The following is a 22172-nucleotide window of genomic DNA, read 5'->3' as shown; positions in this document are numbered from 1 at the left end:
CATCGAACGTGTCCGACGCTGTTGTTACTGATGCCGAATTGCTGGCCGGCGCACTGGTCTCGCTGAACCAACGCGCGGAGGTGCTGCGCGCGTTGGGTGCGGTGTTCGCTGCGGCGGGCCACGAGCTGTATCTGGTCGGCGGCAGTGTGCGCGACGCACTGCTGGGCCGGCTGACCGAGCACAGTGATCTGGACTTCACCACCGACGCCCGCCCCGAGCAGATGTTGAAGTTCCTGCGACCGTGGGCCGATGCGATCTGGGACACCGGGATCGAGTTCGGCACGATCGGTGTGGGCAAGGGGGAGCACCGGCTGGAGATCACGACGTTCCGGGCCGACAGTTATGACCAGGTGTCGCGGAACCCGACCGTCGAGTTCGGCGACAATCTGGATGACGATCTGGTGCGCCGCGATTTCACGGTGAATGCCATGGCGGTACGCATCGCGGCCGATGGCCCCGCCGAATTCCATGATCCCCTCGGCGGTTTGGCCGCCGTCCAGGCCAAGGTGCTCGACACCCCGTCGGCACCGCAGGTGTCGTTCGGGGACGATCCGCTGCGGATGCTGCGCGCCGCCCGGTTCGTGTCGCAGCTCGGGTTCGGCGTCGCGCCGCGGGTGCTCGAGGCGCTGCTGGAGATGGCGCCGCAGTTGGAGCGCATCACCGTTGAGCGGGTGGCCGCCGAACTGGACAAGCTGCTGCTGGGCGCCGATCCGGTGGCCGGCGTGGACCTGATGGTGCAGACCGGTTTGGGCGACGTGGTGCTGCCCGAGGTCGGCGAGATGCGCATGGCCATCGACGAACACCACCAGCACAAGGACGTGTACTGGCATTCGCTGACGGTGCTGCGGCAGGCGGTGGATCTGGAGGACCAAGGTCCGGACCTCGTGCTGCGCTGGGCCGCACTGCTGCACGACATAGGCAAGCCGGCCACGCGCAAGCACGAGTCCGACGGCGGGGTGAGCTTCCATCACCACGAGGTGGTCGGCGCGAAGATGACCCGCAAGCGGATGCGTGCGCTCAAGTACTCCAAGCAGATGATCGACGACGTATCCCAGCTGGTGTATCTCCATCTGCGGTTTCACGGCTATGCCGATGACAAGGGCACCGGCAAGTGGACCGATTCGGCGGTGCGTCGCTATGTCACCGATGCCGGGCCGCTGCTGAGCCGGCTGCACAAGCTGGTGCGTGCCGATTGCACCACCCGCAACAAGCGCCGCGCCGCGCGGCTGCAGGCCAATTACGACGATCTGGAGAACAGGATCGCCGAGCTGGCGGCCAAAGAGGACCTACAGCGGGTCCGGCCGGACCTCGACGGCAACGAGATCATGGAGATCCTCGGCATCCCGGCGGGTCCGCAGATCGGCGAGGCCTGGCGGTACCTCAAGGAGCTCCGGCTCGACCATGGGCCACTGTCGCGCGAGCAGGCCGTCGACGAGTTGTTGAAATGGTGGAACGCGAGGGGCTGATCGTGCGTCTGATCAGTCATGGACTATTGCCTGGGTGAGCCCGACGGATCGGCGGCCATCTTCACCGGGGTACCCGATATCGACGTGGACGGTGATGGCAGCCTCGACGGCATCGGCCTGGATTTCGACGGGGACGGCCGGCTCGACGATGTGATGGCCGACCTCGACGGCGACGGGATCGCGGAGCGGGCGGTGCTCGATTCCGATGACGACGGGCAGGCCGAAAGCTATTTCTCCGATGACGGTTCGGGCACCTGGGCGCTCCGGGTCGATCGGTCCGGGCAGGTGCGCTGGTTCGGTCTGGACGGGGCGGAGGTCGCCGAGCCCGGCGGGCCGCTGGTCGATTTCGATGCCGACGGCGCGGCCGACGACCGCCTGGTCGATGCCGACGGCGACGGTCTGGCCGACCGAGTCTTGGGTCCTGGCGTGGCGTACGTCGACACCGACGGTGACGGCCGTTGGGACCTGAAGCTTGCCGATGCCGATGGTGACGGCGCTGCCGACTCCGCGAGCGGTGTCACGCCGCCGCGTTGACTCTGCGGTGAGGGCCTGGGCCACTTGAGCTTTCGCGCCCTCAGCGCAGAATCGAATCTTGCTAGTCGAGTGCTCAGCCCCGGCCAGCGCCCGGCGGCCCGGCGAAGGCCTGCGCGATGGTCAGCCACTTGGCGGCGTCGTCGCCAACCGCCGTCACATCGAGGTCCGAGGGTGCCCGCCGCTGGGTCACCAGCATGCAGAAGTCCTCGGCAGAGCCCGTCACCCGTTGCGGCGCGTCCTGCGGTCCCCATTCCCACAACGAGCCGTCGGGCGCGGCCAGCTCCACCCGGAACGGGTCGGCCGGGGGTGTCAGCCCGTGCACGGTGAACGCGTAATCCCTTGTGCGGACCCCGATGTGGGCGATCGACCGCAGCCGCGCGGTGGCGGGTCTGCGCACCCCGAGTGCGTCGGCCACGTCCAGGCCGTGCGCCCAGGTCTCCATCATGCGGGCGGTGGCCATCGATGTCGCGCTCATCGGCGGGCCGAACCAGGGCAGCTTGCGGCCCTCGGCCACGTTCACGAGTTCGGTGTGCAATCGCGCGCGGGTGGCGCGCCAGTCGGCCAGGAGATCCGCTGGTGGGGTCAGGGCGAGTTCCTCCGCCCCGGCGTCGACGAATCCGGTCGGGTTCTGCATCGCCTCGGCGAGCACCGCATCGAAACCGGCTTGGTCGGTGATCGCGATGACCGACACCCGATCGGTCCACAACAGGTGCGCGATCTGATGGGCGATGGTCCAGCCGGGGGCGGGCGTGGGGGTGGCCCAGCGTTCGGGTGACAGATCGGCCACCAGGGCATCGAGTTCGTCGCTCTCGGCGGACAAGTCGGCAACGATCGGCTCGGCGCTCACCATGGCGGTCAGCCTAGACCGGGGGTGACGCCCGCTTCGGGGAAGCCACCGTGGCATGGAGCCCGAGCCCCACCAGATAGGCCGCGGCGCCGGCCACCACCAGCGCCGGTGACTGCCCGTCGGCGGGAATCACCGCGGCCGCCGCGGCGATCGCGGCGACGAACGACATCCAGAACAGCGCGTCCTGCACGGTGAACACGTGACCGCGCAGCGCGTCGTCGACATCGAGCTGCATCGCCGAATCCGCGCATAGTTTCACCAGCTGTCCGGCGGCGCCGAGCATGAAGCCACAGACCAGCATCACCGGCACGTGCAGCCCGATCGCCATCAGCTGGATCAGCACGGCCAGGCACAGCGCGCCGTTGGCGGTGGCGTAGCGGCCGAACCGGCCGATCACGGCCGGGGCCGCGACCGTGGCCAGGAACTGTCCGACGCCGCCGGCGGCCACGAAAAGCACCGCGGTGCCGAGGCCCAGCCCGGTCACATCGGGGTTGTCGCTGTGCCGGACGATCACCAGTACCAGTAGGGAGTTGATCCCGAAGGCCATGCGGTGCGCGGCCAGTCCGGCCAGGGTGCCCGCGACAGGAGGGACGGCCCACACCGTCCGGATGCCGTGTACCCAACCGGTGGCCACCGCGTAGGCCACCGAGCCGTGGATGGCGCGCTTGCTCTCGTGCGGGCCCAGCACGTGCGGGCCGAATCGCACCGACAACCACAGCGCCAGCGCCACCGGCAGGGCGACGATGAACATGACCACCGAGGCGCCGGTGTCGTCGGCGCCGAACAGCTTGCGTGGCACCAGCATGAAGTCGGCACCGAGAAAGGCTGCCAGCGCGCCGACGGCGGTGGCCACCGAGTTCATCGTCACCACACGGTCGTTCGGCACCACATCGGGCAGCGAGGCCGACAGGCCTGAGGAGACGAACCGCGTCAACCCGTTGACGATCAGCGCGCAGCACAGGATCGCCATGTCACCGACGCCGAACGCCAGGAGCGCGCCCACCAGCAGCACCACGATCAGCCGGCCCAGGTTGGCGCCGATGAGGACCAGGCGGCGGTCCCAGCGGTCCAGCAGGGCTCCGGCGAACGGGCCCAGCACCGAGTACGGCAGGAACATCACGGCGAACGCCGCGGCGATCTGCCATGGTTCGGCCTGGCGCTCCGGATTGAACAGGATCGCGCCGGCCAGGCCCGCCTGGAACAGGCCGTCACCGAACTGGCTGACCGCGCGCAACTCCAGCAGTCGCCGGAATTCGGTCATGCCGCGCAACGAGTGCCACAGAGCACGGGCAGCGCGAGCGTGAACCACCCGATCAACAGTACAAAGGTGCGCCGAAATCGGACCGCGCCCGGGGTTGTTAGCCACGTCTCGGCAATTGCGGTGCCATGATGTAGAAGTGGCGCACTCAGAAGATCCGGAGGATTTCATCGCGCCTGCGGCGCACCGGGTACGACCGGGCACACTGCTGCTGGCCAACACCGATCTGCTGGAGCCGACCTTCCGGCGCAGCGTCATCTACATCGTCGAGCACAACGCCGGCGGAACCCTCGGTGTGGTGTTGAACCGGGCCAGTGAGACAGCGGTCTACAACGTGCTGCCGCAGTGGGCGAAGCTCACCGCCAAACCGAAGACCATGTTCATCGGTGGCCCGGTCAAACGGGACTCGGCGTTGTGCCTGGCGACCCTGAGGGTCGGGATGCAGGCCGACGGCGTTCCGGGGCTGCGACACGTGCAGGGCCGCGTGGTGATGGTCGATCTCGATGCCGATCCGGACACGCTGGCCCCGGTCATCGAGGGCGTGCGGATATTCGCCGGATACTCCGGCTGGACCATCGGCCAACTCGACGGCGAGATCGAACGCGATGACTGGATGGTGCTCTCGGCGCTGCCGTCCGACGTGCTGATCGAGCCTCGGATCGACCTGTGGGGCCGGGTGCTGCGCCGTCAGCCGTTGCCGATGTCGCTATTGGCGACCCACCCGATCGACGTCAGCCGCAACTAGCGGCTCGCGGGCTACTTACAAGACAGCGTGCAGCTGGCACAGGCGCCGGCGCACCCCGCGCTGGATTCGGCCGCTGCCTCTGCTCCTGCCACGGCCTTGGCGCTCTGCCAGCAGCCGGCGGCCACGGTGGCGATGGCGCCGATGATGCACACCATGACGACCATCAGGCCGGTGTGGGGTGCGGCGGCCAGGGCGGCGGCGCCACCGGCGGCGAGCATCACCGCGGCGGCCAGTTGGGTCGGGGCCACAGCCCTCAACACCGAGCGCACGGGATCGCCGGTGCGAGGTCTGCTCAACAACCACAGCCCGAACACGCCGACGATGACGGCGGCGCTCAAACACAGCAGCGCGGCGATCAGCATGCGCCACACAATACGAGGCGTCGATCGGTGGCGCGAGGTCGGGTTTGGCCGCGGTGATTCAGCGCTGCAGGCCCAGGAGCTGGGGCAAACCCGGTGCCGGGGCGGGTGCGGGGGGTGCCGGGGTAGCTGGCGGGGGTGCCGCGGCCGGGGCCGGGGCACTGACCTTGAACCCGGACACGATCGCATCGGCGGCGTCGGCAGCCGCGGAAACACCCTGGTTGGCCGCCGACGAGTTCACCGACAGCGACACCAGATAGTGATCGGGCCCGGCATTGGCCAGGATGTGCCTGCGGGAGGTGTTGAGCATCTGGCTGCCCGACAGGTAGCTACCTTCGATGAATGCCGACGGGAAACCGTTGAAGTCACCCATGGCCATGTCGGTCGGGCGCCAGCTCTGCAGCTGCTGGGTGTCGACGTAGCCGTGACTGATGGCTTCGACCGGGTCGAAATTGCCGACAAGCTTGTAGACGACCACTTGCGCGTTGGGCGTGTAGAGGTCCGTGCTGGAGCGGTCGGCGATCACCGCGAACGCGTCGGGCACGTTGGGGTCGGGCACATTGGTCCAGCCCGACGGCAGCGGCAGGACGATGCTCAGGGCCTTGAAATCGCGGCTGACCTGAGGCTCCATCTTCACACCCTTGCTCTTGAAGAACTCGGCGAGGGTGCCTGAGGAGGCAGGGGTGATGGTCCGGACCGGCGCCGCGACCGCGGGCGCGGCTGCGGGTGCGGGTGCAGGGACGGCTGCCGCGCCGGGTACGACGGCCGCGCCGGGTACGACGGGAGCGGCCGGGGCCGCCGGGGCAGCCGCTGCTGCGACGGGGGCCGCGCCGGGCGCGACGGTGACGGTCTGGGTCACGGTCACCGGGCCGGGAACGCTGGGAGCCGGCAGGAGGGGTTCGGCTGAGGCGGTCTGACCGGCGAGGCCGACAACCGCGGCGACGCCGACGGCCGTGCCTGCTGCCAGCACCCGCCACCGGCTGGCCAACTCGATCATCAATGGTTCCTTCCAAACCGTGCCCTAACCAGGGCAACCTCGTCACTAGGCGCTGAGACTATCCACGGGATCGTGCCCGCCACCAGCAGCGCAATCGACCTGGAACCAAGCCCTGACAGTGCCGCGACGCAACCGATACCAAGCCGTGCCCTTGGGGGATCGTGAGACGGCGGTGAGCTGCTCAAACCGTGGCCTTATACCCTGAACGGCGTGATCGAACCCGCCGCCACCACGCAGTCAGGGCAGTCTGGCCCGGAAACGGATACCCCTCGGCACCGATATACCGCGGAGCTTGCGGGCCAGATCGAGCGCACCTGGCAGGAGCGGTGGCAGGCGCTGGGCACCTTCAACGTGGACAACCCGGTGGGCTCGCTGGCACCGCAAGACGGCTCCGCCGTGCCCGCCGACAAGATGTTCGTCCAGGACATGTTCCCGTACCCATCGGGTGAGGGCCTGCACGTCGGGCACCCGCTGGGCTATATCGCCACCGATGTCTACGCCCGCTATTTCCGGATGACCGGACGCAACGTGCTGCACGCGCTGGGCTTCGACGCGTTCGGCCTGCCTGCCGAGCAGTACGCCGTGCAGACCGGGACGCACCCCCGCACGCGTACCGAGGCCAACATCGTCAACTTCCGCCGCCAGTTGGGCCGGCTGGGGTTGGGCCATGACACGCGGCGCAGCTTCGCCACCACCGATGTCGACTTCTACAAGTGGACGCAGTGGATCTTCTTGCAGATCTACAACGCCTGGTTCGACACCGCGGCCGAGAAGGCCCGGCCCATCAGTGAGTTGGTGGCCGAATTCGACTCCGGGGCACGCACTCTCGACGACGGTAGGGTGTGGGCCGAATTGTCGGAGGCCGAGCGGGCCGACGTGGTGGACGACTACCGCTTGGTCTACCACGCCGACTCGATGGTGAACTGGTGCCCGGGGCTGGGCACCGTACTGGCCAACGAGGAGGTCACCGCCGACGGTCGCAGCGATCGCGGTAACTTCCCGGTGTTCCGGAAGCGCCTGCGGCAGTGGATGATGCGTATCACCGCCTACTCCGACCGGCTGCTGGACGACCTGGATGTGCTGGACTGGCCGGACAAGGTCAAGACCATGCAGCGCAACTGGATCGGCCGGTCTACCGGAGCCTCGGTCGAGTTTGCCACCGCGGCAGGCGATGTCGAGGTGTTCACCACCCGCCCGGACACCTTGTTCGGCGCCACCTATCTGGTGCTGGCTCCCGAGCACGCTCTGGTGGACGCACTGGTGGCCGATTCGTGGCCCGAGGGCACCGACTCGCGGTGGACCTTCGGTGCGTCGACTCCGGCCGAGGCCGTCGCCGCCTACCGGGCCGGCATCGCCGCCAAGTCGGATCTGGAGCGCCAGGAGAACAAGACCAAGACCGGTGTGTTCCTGGGTGCCTACGCCACCAATCCGGTTGACGGCCGGCAGATTCCGGTGTTCATCGCCGATTATGTGCTGGCCGGTTACGGCACCGGTGCCATCATGGCGGTGCCCGGTGGTGACCAAAGGGACTGGGACTTCGCAGGAGAGTTCGGCCTGCCGATCATCGAGGTGGTCTCCGGCGGCGACATCACCGAGGCTGCCTACAACGGCGACGGCACCATGGTGAACTCCGGCTACCTGAACGGATTGTCGGTCGCCGAAGCCAAGGCGAGGGTCATCGAACACCTCGAAGCCGACGGCCGCGGCCGCGCCCGCATCGAATACAAGCTGCGGGACTGGCTGTTCGCCCGGCAGCGGTACTGGGGTGAGCCGTTCCCCATCGTCTACGACGCCGACGGCCGCGCCCATCCGCTGCCGGAATCGGCTCTGCCGGTGGAACTTCCCGATGTACCGGACTATTCACCGGTGTCGTTCGACCCCGACGACGCCGACAGCGAGCCGTCGCCGCCGCTGGGCAAGGCCACCGAATGGGTGCACGTCGAGCTGGACCTGGGTGACGGGCTGCAGACCTACACCCGCGACACCAACGTGATGCCGCAGTGGGCGGGCAGCTCCTGGTACGAGCTGCGCTACACCGACCCGCACAACTCGGAAGAGCTGTGTGCCAAGGAGAACGAGGCCTATTGGATGGGCCCTCGACCGGCTGAGCACGGGCCGAACGATCCGGGCGGCGTCGACCTGTACGTCGGCGGTGTCGAGCACGCGGTGCTGCACCTGCTGTACTCGCGGTTCTGGCACAAGGTGCTCTTCGACCTGGGCCACGTCAGCTCGAGCGAGCCGTACCGCCGTCTGGTCAACCAGGGCTACATCCAGGCCTTCGCCTACACCGACGCCCGCGGCAGCTACGTGCCCGCAGCCGAAGTGGTCGAGCGCGATGGAAAGTTCTTCTGGCCCGGCCCCGACGGGGAAATAGAGGTCAACCAGGAGTTCGGCAAGATCGGCAAGAGCCTGAAGAACTCCGTCTCGCCCGACGAGATCTGCGACGAGTACGGCGCGGACACGCTGCGGGTCTACGAGATGTCCATGGGCCCGCTGGAAGCGTCGCGGCCGTGGGCCACCAAGGACGTCGTCGGTGCGCACCGCTTCCTGCAGCGGGTGTGGCGCGTGGTGGTCGACGAGAACACCGGTGCAACCGGCACGGCCGAGCATGAGGCTCTCGACACCGACACGTTGAAGATCCTGCACCGCACCATCGCCGGGGTGACCGAAGACTATGCGGCACTTCGCAACAACACCGCGGCCGCGAAACTGATCGAGTACACCAACCACCTGACCAAGGAGGGTGTGTCGGCCCGGGCCGCGATCGAACCGCTGGTGCTCATGGTCGCCCCGCTGGCACCGCACCTGGCCGAGGAGTTGTGGAAGCGGTTGGGCCACGAGACCTCGCTGGCGCACGGTCCGTTCCCGGTGGCCGATCCGCAGTATCTGGTTGACGACACCGTCGAGTTCCCGGTCCAGGTCAACGGCAAGGTGCGGGGCAAGATCACGGTGGCCGCCGATCTGGACCGAGCTGGGCTGGAGGCCGCGGCGCTGGCCGACGAGAAGGTGCAGGCCTTCCTCGACGGCGCTACGCCCAAGAAGGTCATCGTGGTGCCCGGCCGGCTGGTCAACCTCGTCGTCTGAGCCATTTGTGTGCGTTCACCGGCGCTGACCGCCGGTGGACGCACACAAATCACCCGGGGCGGACCACGATTTCGTGTACGTGGCCGTCGGGTGGGGTGGTGACGGCCGTCGCCACGAGCCCGGCGACGGTCTCGGGCTTGAGGAATTTCGCGGGTTCGTAATCGGCACTGTTGCCGTCCCCGTCAGTCACCGCGTTTTCATAGGCCACCAGATCGCGCTGCATCTCGGTGTCGGTGCGCCCGGGGAAGATCGAGGTGACCCGCAGGGACGGTTCGTCGGCGCGCAGTGAGTCCGCGAATGCCCGCAGCGCGAACTTGCTCGCCGAGTAGGACGCCATTCCTGGCGAAACCTTCTGTCCAGCACCGGAATTGATGAACACGACGTGTCCGCGGGCGGCCCGCAGTGCCGGTAGCAGGGCCAGGGTGAGCGCCACCGCGCCCGTGACGTTCACCTCGAAGGATGCCCGCCACTGTTCGGCGATCGATTCGGAGACGCTGCCCGGGTAGAGCACGCCGGCGTTGTGCACCAGTACGTCGAGTTCGGCGAGCACCTCGGTCGCCGATTCGATCGAATCGGCGTCGGTCAGGTCCAGCGGCCAGGTCGGTGCGCCGAGGCGTTCGGCGAGTGCATCGAGGCGGGCCGACGGGCGTCCGGCCAGAAACAGCGTGTGGGTGGGAGCAAGGGCGGCGGCGATGGCCGAACCGATCCCGCCGGCGGCTCCGGTGATCAATGCAGACGGCACGACTGCAACGTTACTGTGACGCCGAATCGGATGCCGCCGTCCTGCGGACCCGGCCGCGGCGTCGCATCATGGTAGGGATGCCACCCGATCCCAGCTTCGCTCCCACCCAGCTCGCCGCGCGCGCCGCCTACCTGCTGCGCGGCAACGACCTGGGTGTGATGACGACTGCCGCGCCGTTGCTGTATCCGCACATGTGGAGCTGGGATGCGGCGTTCGTGTCGATCGGGCTGGCTCCGCTGAGTGTGGAGCGTGCCGTGGTGGAGCTCGACACGCTGCTCTCGGCGCAGTGGCGCAACGGGATGATCCCGCACATCGTGTTCGCCAACGGGGTCGATGGCTACTTTCCCGGCCCGGCCCGGTGGGCCACCTCGGCTCTGGCCGCCAACGCGCCGCGGATCCGGCACACCTCCGGTATCACGCAGCCCCCGGTGCATGCGATCGCGGTGCAGCGCATCCTCGACCACGCCCGCAGGCGCGGCCGGTCCACCCGGGCGGTGGCGGCGAGCTTCCTGGACCGGCGCTGGGCGGATCTGGTGCGCTGGCATCGGTGGCTGGCCGAGACGCGCGATCAGGACGGCCGTGGCCGCATCACGCTGTATCACGGGTGGGAGTCCGGCATGGACAACTCGCCGCGCTGGGACAGCGCCTACGCCAACGTGATTCCCGGGACTGTGCCGGAGTATCAGCGTGAGGACAATTCGATCATCACCGATGCCACGCAGCGGCCGACCGATCTCGAGTATGACCGCTACCTGTGGCTGCTCGAGGAGATGAAATCTGTTCGCTACGACGATGATCTGCTTCCGAAGGTGATGAGCTTCGCGGTTGAAGACGTGTTCGTCTCGGCGATCTTCTCGGTGGCCTGCCAGGTACTCGCCGAGATCGGGGAGGAGTACAAACGCCCGAACGCCGATGTCCGCGATCTCTATTCATGGGCGGAGCGGTTCCGGGTCGGGGTCGTCGAGACCACCGATGAACGCAGCGGTGCGGCAAGGGATTACGACGTCCGCGCGAAGAAGTGGGTGCCGACCGAGACGGTCGCGCAGTTCGCCCCGCTGCTGTGCGGCGGGCTGCCGCACGACCGTGAACGCGCCCTGCTGCGGCTGCTGGAAGGTCCTCGCTTCTGCGGGCACCCGGATCTCAAGTACGCGCTCATCCCGTCGACCTCGCCGGTGTCGCGGGACTTCCGGTCGCGGGAGTACTGGCGCGGCCCGGTATGGCCGGTGATGACCTGGCTGTTCTCGTGGTGTTTTGCCCGGCGTGGCTGGGCCGAGCGATCTTCGACGCTACGCCGCGAAGGCTTGCGTCAGGCCAGTGACGGGACATTCGCCGAGTACTACGAGCCGTTCACGGGGGAGCCGCTGGGCAGCATGCAGCAGTCGTGGACCGCGGCCGCGGTGCTGGACTGGTTGGGCTAGCGCCGCTACTCGGACTTGGCGTGGGCGGCGGCCTGATCGTTCTGGCCGGCCAGCCGCTCCAAGGGCACCAGCGCGGCCGCGAGGGTGGCCAGATCCTCCTGGCTCAGGTTGGCCAGGCGCGCGGCCAGATCGGCCCGGCGCGCGGCCAGCGATTCGCGGTGTTGCACCAGGCCCCGCGGGGTGACCTCGACGAGCACGGCACGCAGGTCAGAGGGGTCGCGGGAGCGCTTTACCAGGCCGAGCTTCTCCAGCCGGCGGATAGCCACGGTGGTCGTGGGAGTGCGCACGCGCTCGCGTGCGGCCAGCTCGGTCATCCGGATCGGGCCCTGGTCGAGCAGGGTGAGCAGGATCGACAGCTGGGCCAGGGTGAGCTCCCCGGCAGTGCCCTTGTTCGTGTCGCCACGGCGCAGTACCGAGAACACCTTGGAGAGAACGCGTTGCAGCTCTCCGGCCAGCTCTGTGACCTGTGAATCGGGCTCCACCATAATTCGCTAGTCTAACCTGTCTGAGCCTGCCAGGTCGTCAGCTTGTGGGGTTTGGCGCAGAGGGTTCCCCTCACAGCACCTGCGACAGGAAGCGGCGCAGCCGATCCGTTTCGGCTGCTTCGAAGATCTGGTCGGGTGCGCCCGACTCGACCACGGTGCCGTGGTCCATGAACACCACCGTGTCGGCGGTGGAACGCGCGAAGCCCATCTCGTGGGTGACGGCCAGGATCGTCATCCCCTCGGCGGCCAGCTCCGCGATCAATTCGAGGATTCCCTTGACCAGCTCGGGGTCCAGCGCCGAGGTGGCCTCGTCGAAGAACATCACCTGTGGGGCCATGGCCAGCGCCCGCGCGATCGCGACCCGCTGTTGCTGACCGCCCGACAGCGTGGCCGGACGCACATCGGCCTTGTGCCGCAGACCAACCCGATCCAGTTGTTCGAGTCCGACGGTGCGGGCGTGATCGGGACTCAGCCGCTTGAGCTTGCGCGGGCCAAGGGTGACGTTGTCGAGGACGGTCTTGTGGGGGAACAGGTTGAACTGCTGGAAGACCATGCCGATGCGCTGGCGCAGCTGGTCGGGATTGTCGGTCAGCACCGAGCGTCCGTCGAGCAGGATGTCGCCGCGGTTGGGTTCGTACAGGCGGTTCAGGGTACGCAGCAGCGTCGATTTTCCGGACCCGGACGGTCCGATGATGGCTGTCGTGGTGCCGGCGGGCACATCCAAGTCCACCCCTCGCAGCACCGCATTCGGCCCGAACGACAGGTGGATGTCCTTGGCGGCCAGCGCTACCGGCTCTGGTGCCGACATCAGATCATCTCCTGGTGGGTCAGCGCGGGGGGAAGAGGATCTTCCTCGGTCGGGGGCCGACCTCGGCGGAGCCGGTTGTCGACGAAGTTCACCAGATGGGTCAGCGGAATGGTCAGCAGCAGGTAGAACAGTCCCGCCGCCACCAGCGGTGACAGATTCCCGGTCTGCGCGTTGAGATCTCGACCCACCTGGAACAGCTCTCGCTGACTGGCCACCAGGCCGAGGAAGTACACCAGCGACGAGGCTTTGAGCAGCGAGATGAACTGGTTCATCAGTGCGGGCAGCACCCGCCGGATGCCCTGGGGCACGACGATCAACCGCATCGACGAGGCGTAGCTGAAACCCAGCGCCCGGGAGGCTTCCAACTGCCCGGCTTCCACACTCTGGATGCCGGACCGGAAGATCTCCCCGATGTAGGCCGCGGCCATCAATCCCAGCGCCGCAATGCCCAGCGGAAACGGGTTGTTTCCGGTCAGCCCGCCGACGACGGGCCCGACCCCCAGGCCGATCAGCAGGATGATCACCACTTCGGGCAGGCCGCGGAAGATGTCGGTGTACACCCGGGCCGGCCAGCGCAGCCACCGTGACCGGGAGATGCCGGCCACCGCGAGCGCCATCCCGAGCACCAGCCCGATCACACTGGCGCACACGGTCAGGATCAGGGTGTTGGGCAGGCCGGTGCGCAGCAGGTCGGGGATCGCCTGCTTGTAGAGGTCCCAGTCCAGGAACGAGTCGCGCAGTTGCGCCAGTGTGGATTTGGGTGCCGCCGGGGCACCGGCGTCAGGCTTTTCCTTGGCTGCGGCGATCGCGGCGAAATCGGGCAGCTGGGGAACGGGTGCGGCCTTGGAGCCCGGCTTCCACCCGGGCGGCAGGGCCCGGGGCACCCAGTCGGAGTACAGCTTGGCCCAGGTGCCGTCGGCGATGACGGCGTCCAGTCCGGAGTTGAGCGCGTCGATCAGCGGCCGGTTCTCCGTGGCCACCGCCCATGCCACGAAATTGTCCAGGCTGAAGGTGTTTTCGATGATCTGAGCCGGGTCGCCGGGCTGCACCGTTCCCGAGGCCTGTTGCGACGGCGCCACCCAGGCGTCGATCTGACGGGTCTTGAGGCTGGCGTAGACGGTGTTGTAATCGGGGAACTTCACCGGCTGCAGGTGCAGCGTGTCGATGACGTAGGCCTCCTGCACGGTGCCCTGCACCACGCCGATGCGCTGTCCGGCGGCGAGCTGACCGAATCCGGTGATCGGTGAGCCGTTCGGCACCACGAGCGAGAAGTAGCCGAAGTCGTAGCCGTTGGTGAAGCCGACGGTGCGCCGCCGGGCGTCGGTGGTGGTGATCGACGAGGAGGCCACGTCGAAGCGCCGGGACGCGGTCTGAGCCAGCAGGCCCGAGAAGTCTGTGCCGACGAAGTTGACCCGGAGGCCCAGCTTGTCGGCGATGGCGCGCAGCAGTTCGTTGTCGAATCCGGTGAACTGTCCGGCCGAGTTGATGCAGATGCTGGGCGGTGCGTCCGACAGCGTGCCGACGGTGAGTACGCCGGACGTGCTCAGGCCGAGATTCTCGGGCCGGATCGTGTTGAGCGGGGCCACCGTGGCGGTGGTGTATTTGTCGGCGCCGGGGCCGGTGGCCGCCGCGGCCAGGTTGGTGGGCAGTGCGCTCGCGCTGTCGACCCCGGGCGGTGCGCATTGGTCGACGTCTGCGCCCGCCGGTGCCGCCCACACCAGCCCGAGCAGGATCAGGACCGTGGTCAGCAGTGCGGCCGGTCGTCTGGCGTCCATCTGATGCAACTTAGTGGGCGGGCACCCGGTGGTGAGTGATTCCGCTCAAGGGGACCGCAAGTCGCCGAACACTCCGCGCCGGGTGAGCTCGGCGATCATGATCTCCGCCATCCGATCGGCGCGCTCGGTGCAGGCCGTGTGGGCGGCCTCGGGATCACGGGCGTGGATGGCGGCGGTTTCGGCTTCGTATCCGGGGAGGAAGTCGACCTTGGCCTTGGGATAGCTGATCCAGAACTCCGAGGGAGCGAAGCTCTTGCCGGCGCGGATGGTGGCATGGAGGCGCGGGCCCGCGTACTCGTCGTTGATCGAGTCGCGGTACATCCAGCACGCCTCCTGGAAGGATCTGGTGTCCTTTGCTGAACGCATCATGCGCAACGTGTCGTCGAGGTGCGCCAAGATACGCGGAGTGGGGCTGGCGGCGCAGCGCGCAGAGGCGATGCCGTTGAGAATTCCGTACAACTCATGGTGCTCGGCCACGGTGGCTTCGTCGAACCTGGAGACGAATGCGCCACGGTGATATCGCGTCGAGAGAATGCCGTCGTGCTCGAGCTGGACCACGGCTTCCTGGATCGGGACGCGGCTCAGCCCGAGGTCACGGACGATCTCGTTGCGGTCGATACGGTCACCGGATCGTAGTTTGCCCGTCATCACCAGATTGATGATGTGTGTGACAACCTGATCCTTCTCTTTGACCCCGTAGTTTTTCGGCACCCTCTTGTAACTCCCCCTTTTAGCTGGGACGCACACCCCCCGTGCGTTGGCGTTGCGCAAGTTTCTCACGGGTGGCGGCAAAGGGTGATGCGAGTGGCTTCAGCTCATCCGCCGACCTTTGCGCGCCGTCCGTCGCGCCATCGGCACAGGGCCTCGGCTGCGGTCAGGTCGTAGTCCGGTCCGTTGACGCCCACGGTGACGATGCTGACCCCCAGGTCCGCCAGCGCATCGGCCTCGGCGAGCATCGCGTCGAGGCCGCCGGACTCCTGCACCCCGGCAGAGCGCTGGACTGTCGAGGGATCGCGGCCGGTGGCGGCACAGTGTTCGGCGAGAACCGCGGCTTTGCCCGGGTAGGTGTTGCGGTCGACGAATGCATGCCAGATGTGGGCGTGTTCGGCCACCAGGCGCAGCGTCTTGCGTTCGCCCTGCCCGCCGATCAGGATCGGGATCTCCCGCGTGGGGGCCGGGTTCAGCTTGGCCAGCCGGGCCTCGATGCGGGGCAGTGCTTCAGCGAGGTCGTCCAGCCGGCTGCCCGCGGTGCCGAACTCGTACCCGTACTCGTCGTAATCCTTTTGCTTCCAACCACTTCCGATACCGAGGATGAGCCGGCCGTCAGAGATGTGGTCGACAGTGCGGGCCATGTCGGCCAGCAATTCGGGATTGCGGTAGGAGTTGCAGCTGACGAGCGCGCCGATCTCGATACGTGAGGTCTGCTCGGCCCACGCGCCAAGCATCGTCCAACACTCGTAGTGCGCGCCGTCGGGGTCCCCGTAGAGGGGGAAGAAATGGTCCCAGTTGAAGGCGATGTCGACGCCGATGTCCTCACAGCGGCGGACCGCATCGCGGATGTGGCTGTACTTGGGGGAGTGCTGCGGCTGCAATTGCACGCCAATATGGATGGGATGGCTCACTTTTTCGAGCCTACTCACGTGCCGGATGGTCTTCGCGCAAGCGCTCAGACGGTGCCGGATGGTCTTCGCGCAAGCGCTCAGACGGTGCCGATCTGGCCGCCGGGCTTCCACACCGCGACCACGGCGGGCCGCGCGGGGGTGTCGGCACCACCCGGCCAGTGCGACAGCGGTTTGTCGAGGGTGTAGTCGTCGCCCTCTCCCGGATGCTGCACACACACCGTGACGAGATCGTCGGTCACCACCGGACCGCATGTCTCGGCGCCGACCGGCACGGTGAGGAACTGTTTGGTCTCACCGCGGTTCGGGCCGTCGAGCGCCACCGCGAACAGTCCGTCGTTGGCTTCGAGCGCGTTGCCGTCCGTCGAGATCCACAGGTTGCCGTGGCTGTCGAAGGCCAGGTTGTCCGGGCAGGAGATCGGGCTGACGCGGTCCTTGTCGAACCCGGCGTAGTAGGTGTCGGCCGCCTTGGGGTCACCGCACACCAACAGCAGATCCCAGGTGAAGTCGGTGCCGGTGTGGTTGTCGGTGATCTCCAGGATCTGGCCGTTCTTGTTCTCGTTGCGTGGGTTCGCCGCATCGACGCCGGCCTCACCGGGTGTGCCGCGCTCGTCGTTGTTGGTGAGCGCCACGTAGACCTTGCCGGTGTGTGGGTTGGCCTCGAAGTCCTCGGGCCGGTCCATCTTGGTGGCCCCGGCCTTGTCGGCGGCGATGCGGGTGAACACCGCCGCTTCCTGCGCGGTGACGCCGTCGACGAGCGATTCGGCCTGTCCGTCCGGTCCGGACCTGAGCAGCGGCACCCAGGTGCCGGATCGCGAGAACGAGCCCTTGGCCGGGAGCTTGCCGGTGCCGTCGATCTCACCGGCGGGGATGTCGCTGGTCAGCTTGGCCACGTACAACGTGCCTTCATCGAGGATGGTCATGTTGTGGGCCATCGCGGCCGGATCGGTCCTCCAGCCGGGAGCGATCTTCTTGGCGGACACGAATTTGTACATGTAGTCGAAGCGTTCGTCGTCTCCGGTGTAGACGACCACGCTGCCGTCGCCGGTCACGTAGACATTGGCGCCCTCGTGCTTGAGCCGGCCCAGCGCGGAGTGTTTGACCGGCGTCGAGGCCGGATCCCACGGGTTGAGTTCGATGACATAGCCGAAGCGATTGACCTCGTTGGGGGTCTTCGTGAGGTCGAAGCGCGGGTCGAAGTCTTCCCACTTGAGCTCGGACCGCTCGTGCTTCACGCCGTAGCGGTCGTAGCGTTCGGCGTCGGCCGGTTTCGGTGCCGGTGCCCCTTCGGCGGCCCCGAAGTAGCCGTGAAAGTTCTCCTCACCGGAAAGTACTGTGCCCCAGGGGGTTACACCGCCTGCACAATTGGCGAAGGTGCCGGCCACGGCGCGCCCGGTGGGGTCGGCGGCGGTCTTGACGAACTCGGTGCCTGCCGCGGGTCCGGTGAACGTGAACGGACTGTCAGCCGTGATGCGGCGGTTGTAGCGGCCCATCACGGTTTTCAGCGCGCCGTCCGTACCCCGTTCCACCTCGACCACACCCATCCCGACCGCGGCGATCTCGATGTCGAACTGCTCGCGGGTGGGCGCCTCTGGGTTGTATCCGCGGAACATGAACTCCGGTGTGACGTACTCGAAGTTGGTCACCAACAAGTACCGGTTGGCCTGTCCGTCGATCGGCAGGAGCGCGGCGAAGTCGTTGTTGAAGCCGAACTGCTTGCGCTGGGCATCGGCGGTCTGCCGGTTGATGTCGAACATCGGGGCATCGGGCAGGACCGGGTCGCCCCACGCGATGACCACCCGCTGCTGGTAACCCTCCGGGATCACCACGGCGTCTTCGGTGTTGGGTGCGACGGCGGCGAACTTCATGCCGGGCGGCGTTTCGACGGGTAGTGCGGCCGGCGACGGCGTCTGGCCGGGCTTCGTGTCGGTACCGCAGGCAGCCAGCACCGACCCGGCGCCGACGGCCAGCACGGTGACACCGGCGGCCTGCAGCATCGACCGGCGTGACATCTGCTTGACGATGTCGCCGAAATACGGGTTGTCACTGGTGTTCGGTGCCGGCTTCGAACACGCATCGCCACATCGGTAGCGGCAGGTCACGTGCTGACGCGACGACGTTCCACGGTGAGCGACAAACAGATTCAACGGTACGAGCGGCATTCCGCGCAGATCCTTCCGCCAGACACCGGCCGCGGGCTGGGAGGCCGGACTGCCGGAAACCTACGGGAGCTGAGCTAGCAGCGGGTGAACAGCAGGCAACCTGCTAGCGACCGAGGATGCCGCGCAGGATCTCCACCAGCTTGGCCGGCTGATCACCCTGTACAGAGTGCCCGGAGTCGGCGACCACGTGGGTGCGCTGAAACCCCGGTGCGGTCCTGGAGAACGTCTCGGCGTCCTCGTCGTTGACGAAGAACGAGTTCGCACCGCGGATCAGCGTGGTGGGCATGGTGATCGCCGGGACGTCATCCCACAGGCCTTCAAAACCGTCGCCCTTGCGGAACGAGTCGTACCGCCAGGTCCAGGTGCCGTCATCGAGCTGTTTGGAGTTGTGGAACACGCCGCGACGCAACGACTTCGGATCTCGGTGCGGCGCTGCGGCGATGGTCACGTCGAGCATGGCCTGAAACGTCGGGAACGTGCGTTGTTCCTGCACCAGGGCGACGGTTCCCATCTGCGCCTTGGTCATCTCGGTGTGGCGCTCGGGTGCCGACGGCGTGACGTCGACGAGTGCGAGTTCGGGCACCAGCCGGGGTTCGGTCGCCGCGATCCGCAGTGCGGTCAATCCACCCAGCGACATGCCGACCACCAACTGCGGAGTGGGAGCGTGTTTCTCGAGCACCGGGATCAGGCTTGTCGCATTGAGTTTCGGGCCGTAGTCGCCGTCTTCGCGCCAGGCGGAGCGGCCGTGGCCGGGCAGATCCACGGCCAGGGCGGGCTCGCCGAGCCCGAGAATCACGGTGTCCCAGGTGTGCGCGTTCTGGCCGCCGCCGTGCAGGAACACGATCCGGGGGGCGTCCGTGCCGAACTTCAGCCCGCTGATCGGCCCCTGCTCGATGCGCTGGACCGGCGGCAACGGGCCGGTCGCGCCGATCTGTTCGGCGTTCTCGTGCAGTAGGCCGAATTCATCGAGACCGGCTAGTGCGTCGTCGCTCACCACGCCCCGACCCTACTCGAAAACGACTCTGCGCCCAGGGCGTAGGTGTGCGAGAAGCACACGCCCTGGGCGCAGAGTGAAACCGAAAGATCAGCCCTCGATGAAGGTCTCCAGCTCGATGCGGGCGACATCGTCGGCGATCTGCTTGGGCGGGCTCTTCATCAGGTACGCCGAGGCGGCCTCGATGGGGCCGCCGATGCCGCGGTCCTTGGCGATCTTGGCGGCACGCACCGCGTCGATGATGACGCCGGCCGAGTTCGGCGAGTCCCACACCTCGAGCTTGTACTCCAGGTTCAGCGGCACGTCACCGAAGGCGCGGCCTTCCAGGCGGACGTAGGCCCACTTGCGGTCGTCGAGCCACGCGACGTGGTCGGACGGACCGATGTGCACGTTCTTGTCCTCGATCTTGCCGGCCAGCGAGCCGGTGAGGTTGGAGGTGACGGCCTGGGTCTTCGAGACCTTCTTGGACTCCAGGCGCGAGCGCTCCAGCATGTTCAGGAAGTCCATGTTGCCGCCGACGTTGAGCTGGTAGGTGCGGTCCAGCGTGACGCCGCGGTCTTCGAACAGCTTGGCCATCACGCGGTGGGTGATGGTGGCGCCGACCTGGCTCTTGATGTCGTCGCCGACGATGGGGACACCGGCGTCTTCGAACTTCTTGGCCCAGACCGGGTCGGAGGCGATGAACACGGGCAGCGCGTTGACGAAGGCCACGCCTGCATCGATGGCGCACTGGGCGTAGAACTTGTCGGCCTCTTCGGAGCCCACCGGCAGGTAGGAGACCAGCACGTCGACCTTGGCGTCCTTGAGTGCCTTGACGACGTCGACGGGCTCGAAGTCGGAGATCTCGATGGTGTCGGCGTAGTACTTGCCGATGCCGTCGAGGGTCGGGCCGCGCTGCACCGTCACATTGGTCGGCGGCACGTCGGCGATCTTGATGGTGTTGTTCTCGGAGGCGAAGATGGCCTCGGACAGGTCGAAGCCGACCTTCTTGGCGTCCACGTCGAACGCGGCCACGAACTTCACGTCGCGAACGTGGTACGGGCCGAACTTCACGTGCATCAGGCCCGGCACGGACGTGTTCTCGTCGGCGTTGTGGTAGTACTGCACGCCCTGGACCAGGGAAGATGCGCAGTTACCGACGCCGACAATGGCGACCCGGATTTCTCCTGCGTGCTCAGACATGGACGATCTCCTTACTCGTTCTGTGTGCTCGGCCTGGGGCCATCTGCGGCGCTGTGCTCATGGGCTTTCTGGGTGTCCCTGCGCCGTGCGCTCGGCCGCGATCAACTCGTTGAGCCATTTGACTTCTCGTTCACTGGACTCCAGGCCCAGTTGGTGCAGCTGACGGGTGTAGCGGTCGAACGAACTACTGGCCCGCGCCACGGCTTCACGCAGACCTTCCCGGCGTTCCTCCACCTGACGACGCCGCCCCTCCAAGATCCGCATCCTGGCCTCGGCCGGAGTGCGGTTGAAGAAGGCGAGGTGGACACCGAAACCGTCGTCGGAGAAGTTCTGCGGCCCCGTGTCGGCGACCAACTCGGTGAATCGCTGCTTGCCGGCATCGGTCAGCTGATAGACCCGCCGAGCCCGACGCACCTTGGTGGGTCCCAAGGGTGCGGCGTCCTCGACGATCAGGCCGTCGGCCTGCATGCGACGTAATGCCGGGTAGAGCGAGCCATACGAGAACGCCCTGAACGCCCCCAACAGACCCGTCAATCGCTTGCGCAGCTCATAGCCGTGCATGGGCGATTCGAGAAGGAGGCCGAGAACTGCGAGCTCCAGCATCGAGATCACCCCTTTCGACAGATCAGATGGAATTGATCGCTACGACGGATCAACACCTCGCCAAACTGTATCGCGCCGATATATTCGGTGCCAAGTGAATGCCCAGAGTCACGCTGGGGTGGCCGCCGGGCCCGAGCGTCACGGCAGCGTGACGGAGGCAGCCTGAGCAGCGACGACGGCACGTCCGCGGCGAGGGGCGCTCACCTGCTGTTGCGGTAGATCTCCTTGATGGTGCCGTCGGGGTAGAGGTCGATGTTCCCGCCTCCGAAGTCACTGTTGACGATGACGGCGATGTTGACGGCGTCCGGGGTGGAGGGATCCTCGGACGGTGTGATGCGCAGCCAGGTGCTCTTCACGTCGGCACGCTTGGTGTTGAGTGTGTCGGGGGCACCGCGCATGATCCCGAGGGCCTTTTCGTAGTCGAACGCCGCGAGGTCGACGAGGCGGTCCTCGTCGCGCAGGGTGTCCGGTGAGCCCGGGTCGCCCCAGCCGCCGGCGTAGCGGTAGTACACCTTCTTACGGCTGTCCTGTGGATCCGGTCGGTAGGCCATCGCCGAGTCCGGATCGATGTGCAGTTCGTAGCCCATGGTGTTGCCGAATTTCTGGCGCATCTGCTCGAACAGGCCTTTGACCCCGTTGAGCGATTGCAGCTGCGTCGGCGGGGTCAGCACCACCGGCTCGATGCCGTCCGGCACGGCGCCCGGGTCGGGGTTGAAACTCAGCGGGGAGGCGGTGTTTCCGTACAGGCCCCAGCCGATGCCGATGCCGAGCACCACCAGCACCGCGGCCGAGGCGAGCCGCAGGCCCCATCCGGCGCCACCCGAGTTGTTCATGCGCGGCAGGCGCGGCTTGGTCAGCGTCGGCATCTGCACCGGTGCATTGGCGTTCTGCAGATCCTCGACGAGGCTGGCCAGATCCCCCAGCGTGGTGGCATTGGTCGCGGCCGACACCCGTTGGCGATGTTCTTCCATGGACAACTGGCCCTCGCCGAGCGCGTTGTCGAGCACTTTGCACGTGTCGTTGCGATCGCTGTCTTTGGCCCGCGTGGTCGAGGCCTGCCGAGTTGCCACGCCGATGATCGTAGGAGCTGTGAC

At 67.2% G+C, this 22172-nt stretch carries 20 protein-coding genes; 5 read left to right on the top strand and 15 right to left on the bottom strand.

Annotated features, from left to right (window positions below):
• Window positions 1-8 precede the first annotated feature (8 nt).
• Together QQ25_RS00600 and QQ25_RS00595 are read left to right on the top strand one after the other, a co-directional pair.
• On the top strand, window positions 9-1466 hold the full coding sequence (locus QQ25_RS00600; protein WP_039376570.1) for a CCA tRNA nucleotidyltransferase: 1458 nt from the start codon (window positions 9-11) through the stop codon (window positions 1464-1466).
• Between the two features lie 18 nt (window positions 1467-1484).
• A complete protein-coding gene (locus QQ25_RS00595; protein WP_039326629.1) occupies window positions 1485-2000 on the top strand; it encodes a hypothetical protein in 516 nt (171 codons plus the stop codon).
• Window positions 2001-2073: 73 nt separating this feature from the next.
• Here QQ25_RS00595 and QQ25_RS00590 read toward each other — a convergent pair whose 3' ends face one another.
• Both QQ25_RS00590 and QQ25_RS00585 read right to left on the bottom strand, forming a co-directional pair.
• Entirely contained in the window at window positions 2074-2850 is a 777-nt protein-coding gene (locus QQ25_RS00590; RefSeq protein ID WP_039376568.1) for a TIGR03084 family metal-binding protein, read from the bottom strand.
• 10 nt (window positions 2851-2860) lie between these two features.
• Entirely contained in the window at window positions 2861-4156 is a 1296-nt protein-coding gene (locus QQ25_RS00585; protein WP_039376567.1) for an MFS transporter, read from the bottom strand.
• Window positions 4157-4244: 88 nt separating this feature from the next.
• Here QQ25_RS00585 and QQ25_RS00580 point away from each other — a divergent pair, with 88 nt between their 5' ends.
• Complete coding sequence (locus tag QQ25_RS00580; protein ID WP_029109258.1) at window positions 4245-4850, top strand: YqgE/AlgH family protein; 606 nt, start codon at window positions 4245-4247, stop codon at window positions 4848-4850.
• An 11-nt stretch (window positions 4851-4861) separates the two neighbouring features.
• Here the strand turns inward: QQ25_RS00580 and QQ25_RS00575 are convergent, their stop codons facing one another.
• Together QQ25_RS00575 and QQ25_RS00570 are read right to left on the bottom strand one after the other, a co-directional pair.
• Window positions 4862-5212 carry a hypothetical protein gene (locus tag QQ25_RS00575; RefSeq protein ID WP_039326626.1) on the bottom strand — a complete coding sequence of 117 codons (351 nt, stop codon included), beginning with the start codon at window positions 5210-5212 and terminating at the stop codon, window positions 4862-4864.
• Window positions 5213-5270: 58 nt separating this feature from the next.
• Window positions 5271-6206, bottom strand: coding sequence for an LpqN/LpqT family lipoprotein (locus tag QQ25_RS00570; protein ID WP_039376565.1), 936 nt, complete (start codon window positions 6204-6206; stop codon window positions 5271-5273).
• A gap of 210 nt (window positions 6207-6416) precedes the next feature.
• Here QQ25_RS00570 and leuS point away from each other — a divergent pair, with 210 nt between their 5' ends.
• A complete protein-coding gene (gene leuS, locus QQ25_RS00565; RefSeq protein WP_039326624.1) occupies window positions 6417-9290 on the top strand; it encodes a leucine--tRNA ligase in 2874 nt (957 codons plus the stop codon).
• A 49-nt stretch (window positions 9291-9339) separates the two neighbouring features.
• On the opposite strand, the gene QQ25_RS00560 is transcribed toward leuS, so the two are convergent.
• Window positions 9340-10032, bottom strand: a complete 693-nt coding sequence (locus QQ25_RS00560) for an SDR family oxidoreductase (protein ID WP_039326623.1) — start codon at window positions 10030-10032, stop codon at window positions 9340-9342.
• A 77-nt stretch (window positions 10033-10109) separates the two neighbouring features.
• On the opposite strand from QQ25_RS00560, the gene ggh reads away from it, so the two are divergent.
• Window positions 10110-11450, top strand: coding sequence for a glucosylglycerate hydrolase (gene ggh / locus QQ25_RS00555; protein ID WP_039326622.1), 1341 nt, complete (start codon window positions 10110-10112; stop codon window positions 11448-11450).
• Between the two features lie 5 nt (window positions 11451-11455).
• Here the strand turns inward: ggh and QQ25_RS00550 are convergent, their stop codons facing one another.
• The 10 genes from QQ25_RS00550 to QQ25_RS00505 form a co-directional block, all read right to left on the bottom strand.
• Window positions 11456-11935: a MarR family winged helix-turn-helix transcriptional regulator gene (locus QQ25_RS00550; protein ID WP_039326621.1), complete on the bottom strand. Its 480-nt coding sequence runs from the start codon at window positions 11933-11935 to the stop codon at window positions 11456-11458.
• A 70-nt stretch (window positions 11936-12005) separates the two neighbouring features.
• Window positions 12006-12743 (bottom strand): amino acid ABC transporter ATP-binding protein, encoded by a 738-nt coding sequence (locus QQ25_RS00545; protein ID WP_039376563.1) that lies wholly within the window; start codon window positions 12741-12743, stop codon window positions 12006-12008.
• Entirely contained in the window at window positions 12743-14518 is a 1776-nt protein-coding gene (locus tag QQ25_RS00540; protein WP_039376562.1) for an ABC transporter substrate-binding protein/permease, read from the bottom strand. The genes QQ25_RS00545 and QQ25_RS00540 overlap by 1 nt, the downstream gene beginning before the upstream one ends.
• A 45-nt stretch (window positions 14519-14563) precedes the next feature.
• Window positions 14564-15229 carry a GntR family transcriptional regulator gene (locus tag QQ25_RS00535; protein ID WP_039376561.1) on the bottom strand — a complete coding sequence of 222 codons (666 nt, stop codon included), beginning with the start codon at window positions 15227-15229 and terminating at the stop codon, window positions 14564-14566.
• Between the two features lie 104 nt (window positions 15230-15333).
• Entirely contained in the window at window positions 15334-16140 is an 807-nt protein-coding gene (locus QQ25_RS00530) for an LLM class F420-dependent oxidoreductase (protein ID WP_039376560.1), read from the bottom strand.
• A gap of 77 nt (window positions 16141-16217) precedes the next feature.
• Complete coding sequence (locus QQ25_RS00525; protein ID WP_039376559.1) at window positions 16218-18299, bottom strand: PhoX family protein; 2082 nt, start codon at window positions 18297-18299, stop codon at window positions 16218-16220.
• A 103-nt stretch (window positions 18300-18402) separates the two neighbouring features.
• On the bottom strand, window positions 18403-19296 hold the full coding sequence (locus QQ25_RS00520; protein ID WP_039376558.1) for an Rv0045c family esterase: 894 nt from the start codon (window positions 19294-19296) through the stop codon (window positions 18403-18405).
• 87 nt (window positions 19297-19383) lie between these two features.
• On the bottom strand, window positions 19384-20475 hold the full coding sequence (locus QQ25_RS00515) for an inositol-3-phosphate synthase (protein ID WP_029109246.1): 1092 nt from the start codon (window positions 20473-20475) through the stop codon (window positions 19384-19386).
• A gap of 57 nt (window positions 20476-20532) precedes the next feature.
• On the bottom strand, window positions 20533-21078 hold the full coding sequence (locus QQ25_RS00510; RefSeq protein ID WP_029109245.1) for a PadR family transcriptional regulator: 546 nt from the start codon (window positions 21076-21078) through the stop codon (window positions 20533-20535).
• Window positions 21079-21278: 200 nt separating this feature from the next.
• The gene (locus QQ25_RS00505) at window positions 21279-22148 is read right to left on the bottom strand and encodes a DUF1707 SHOCT-like domain-containing protein (RefSeq protein ID WP_039376556.1); all 870 of its coding nucleotides are present in this window, start codon (window positions 22146-22148) and stop codon (window positions 21279-21281) included.
• Window positions 22149-22172 lie beyond the last annotated feature (24 nt).

Origin of the sequence: Mycolicibacterium setense, from assembly GCF_000805385.1 — a bacterium.
GTDB classification, from domain to species: Bacteria; Actinomycetota; Actinomycetes; order Mycobacteriales; family Mycobacteriaceae; genus Mycobacterium; species Mycobacterium setense.
This window is presented reverse-complemented; position numbering and strand designations above follow the sequence as displayed.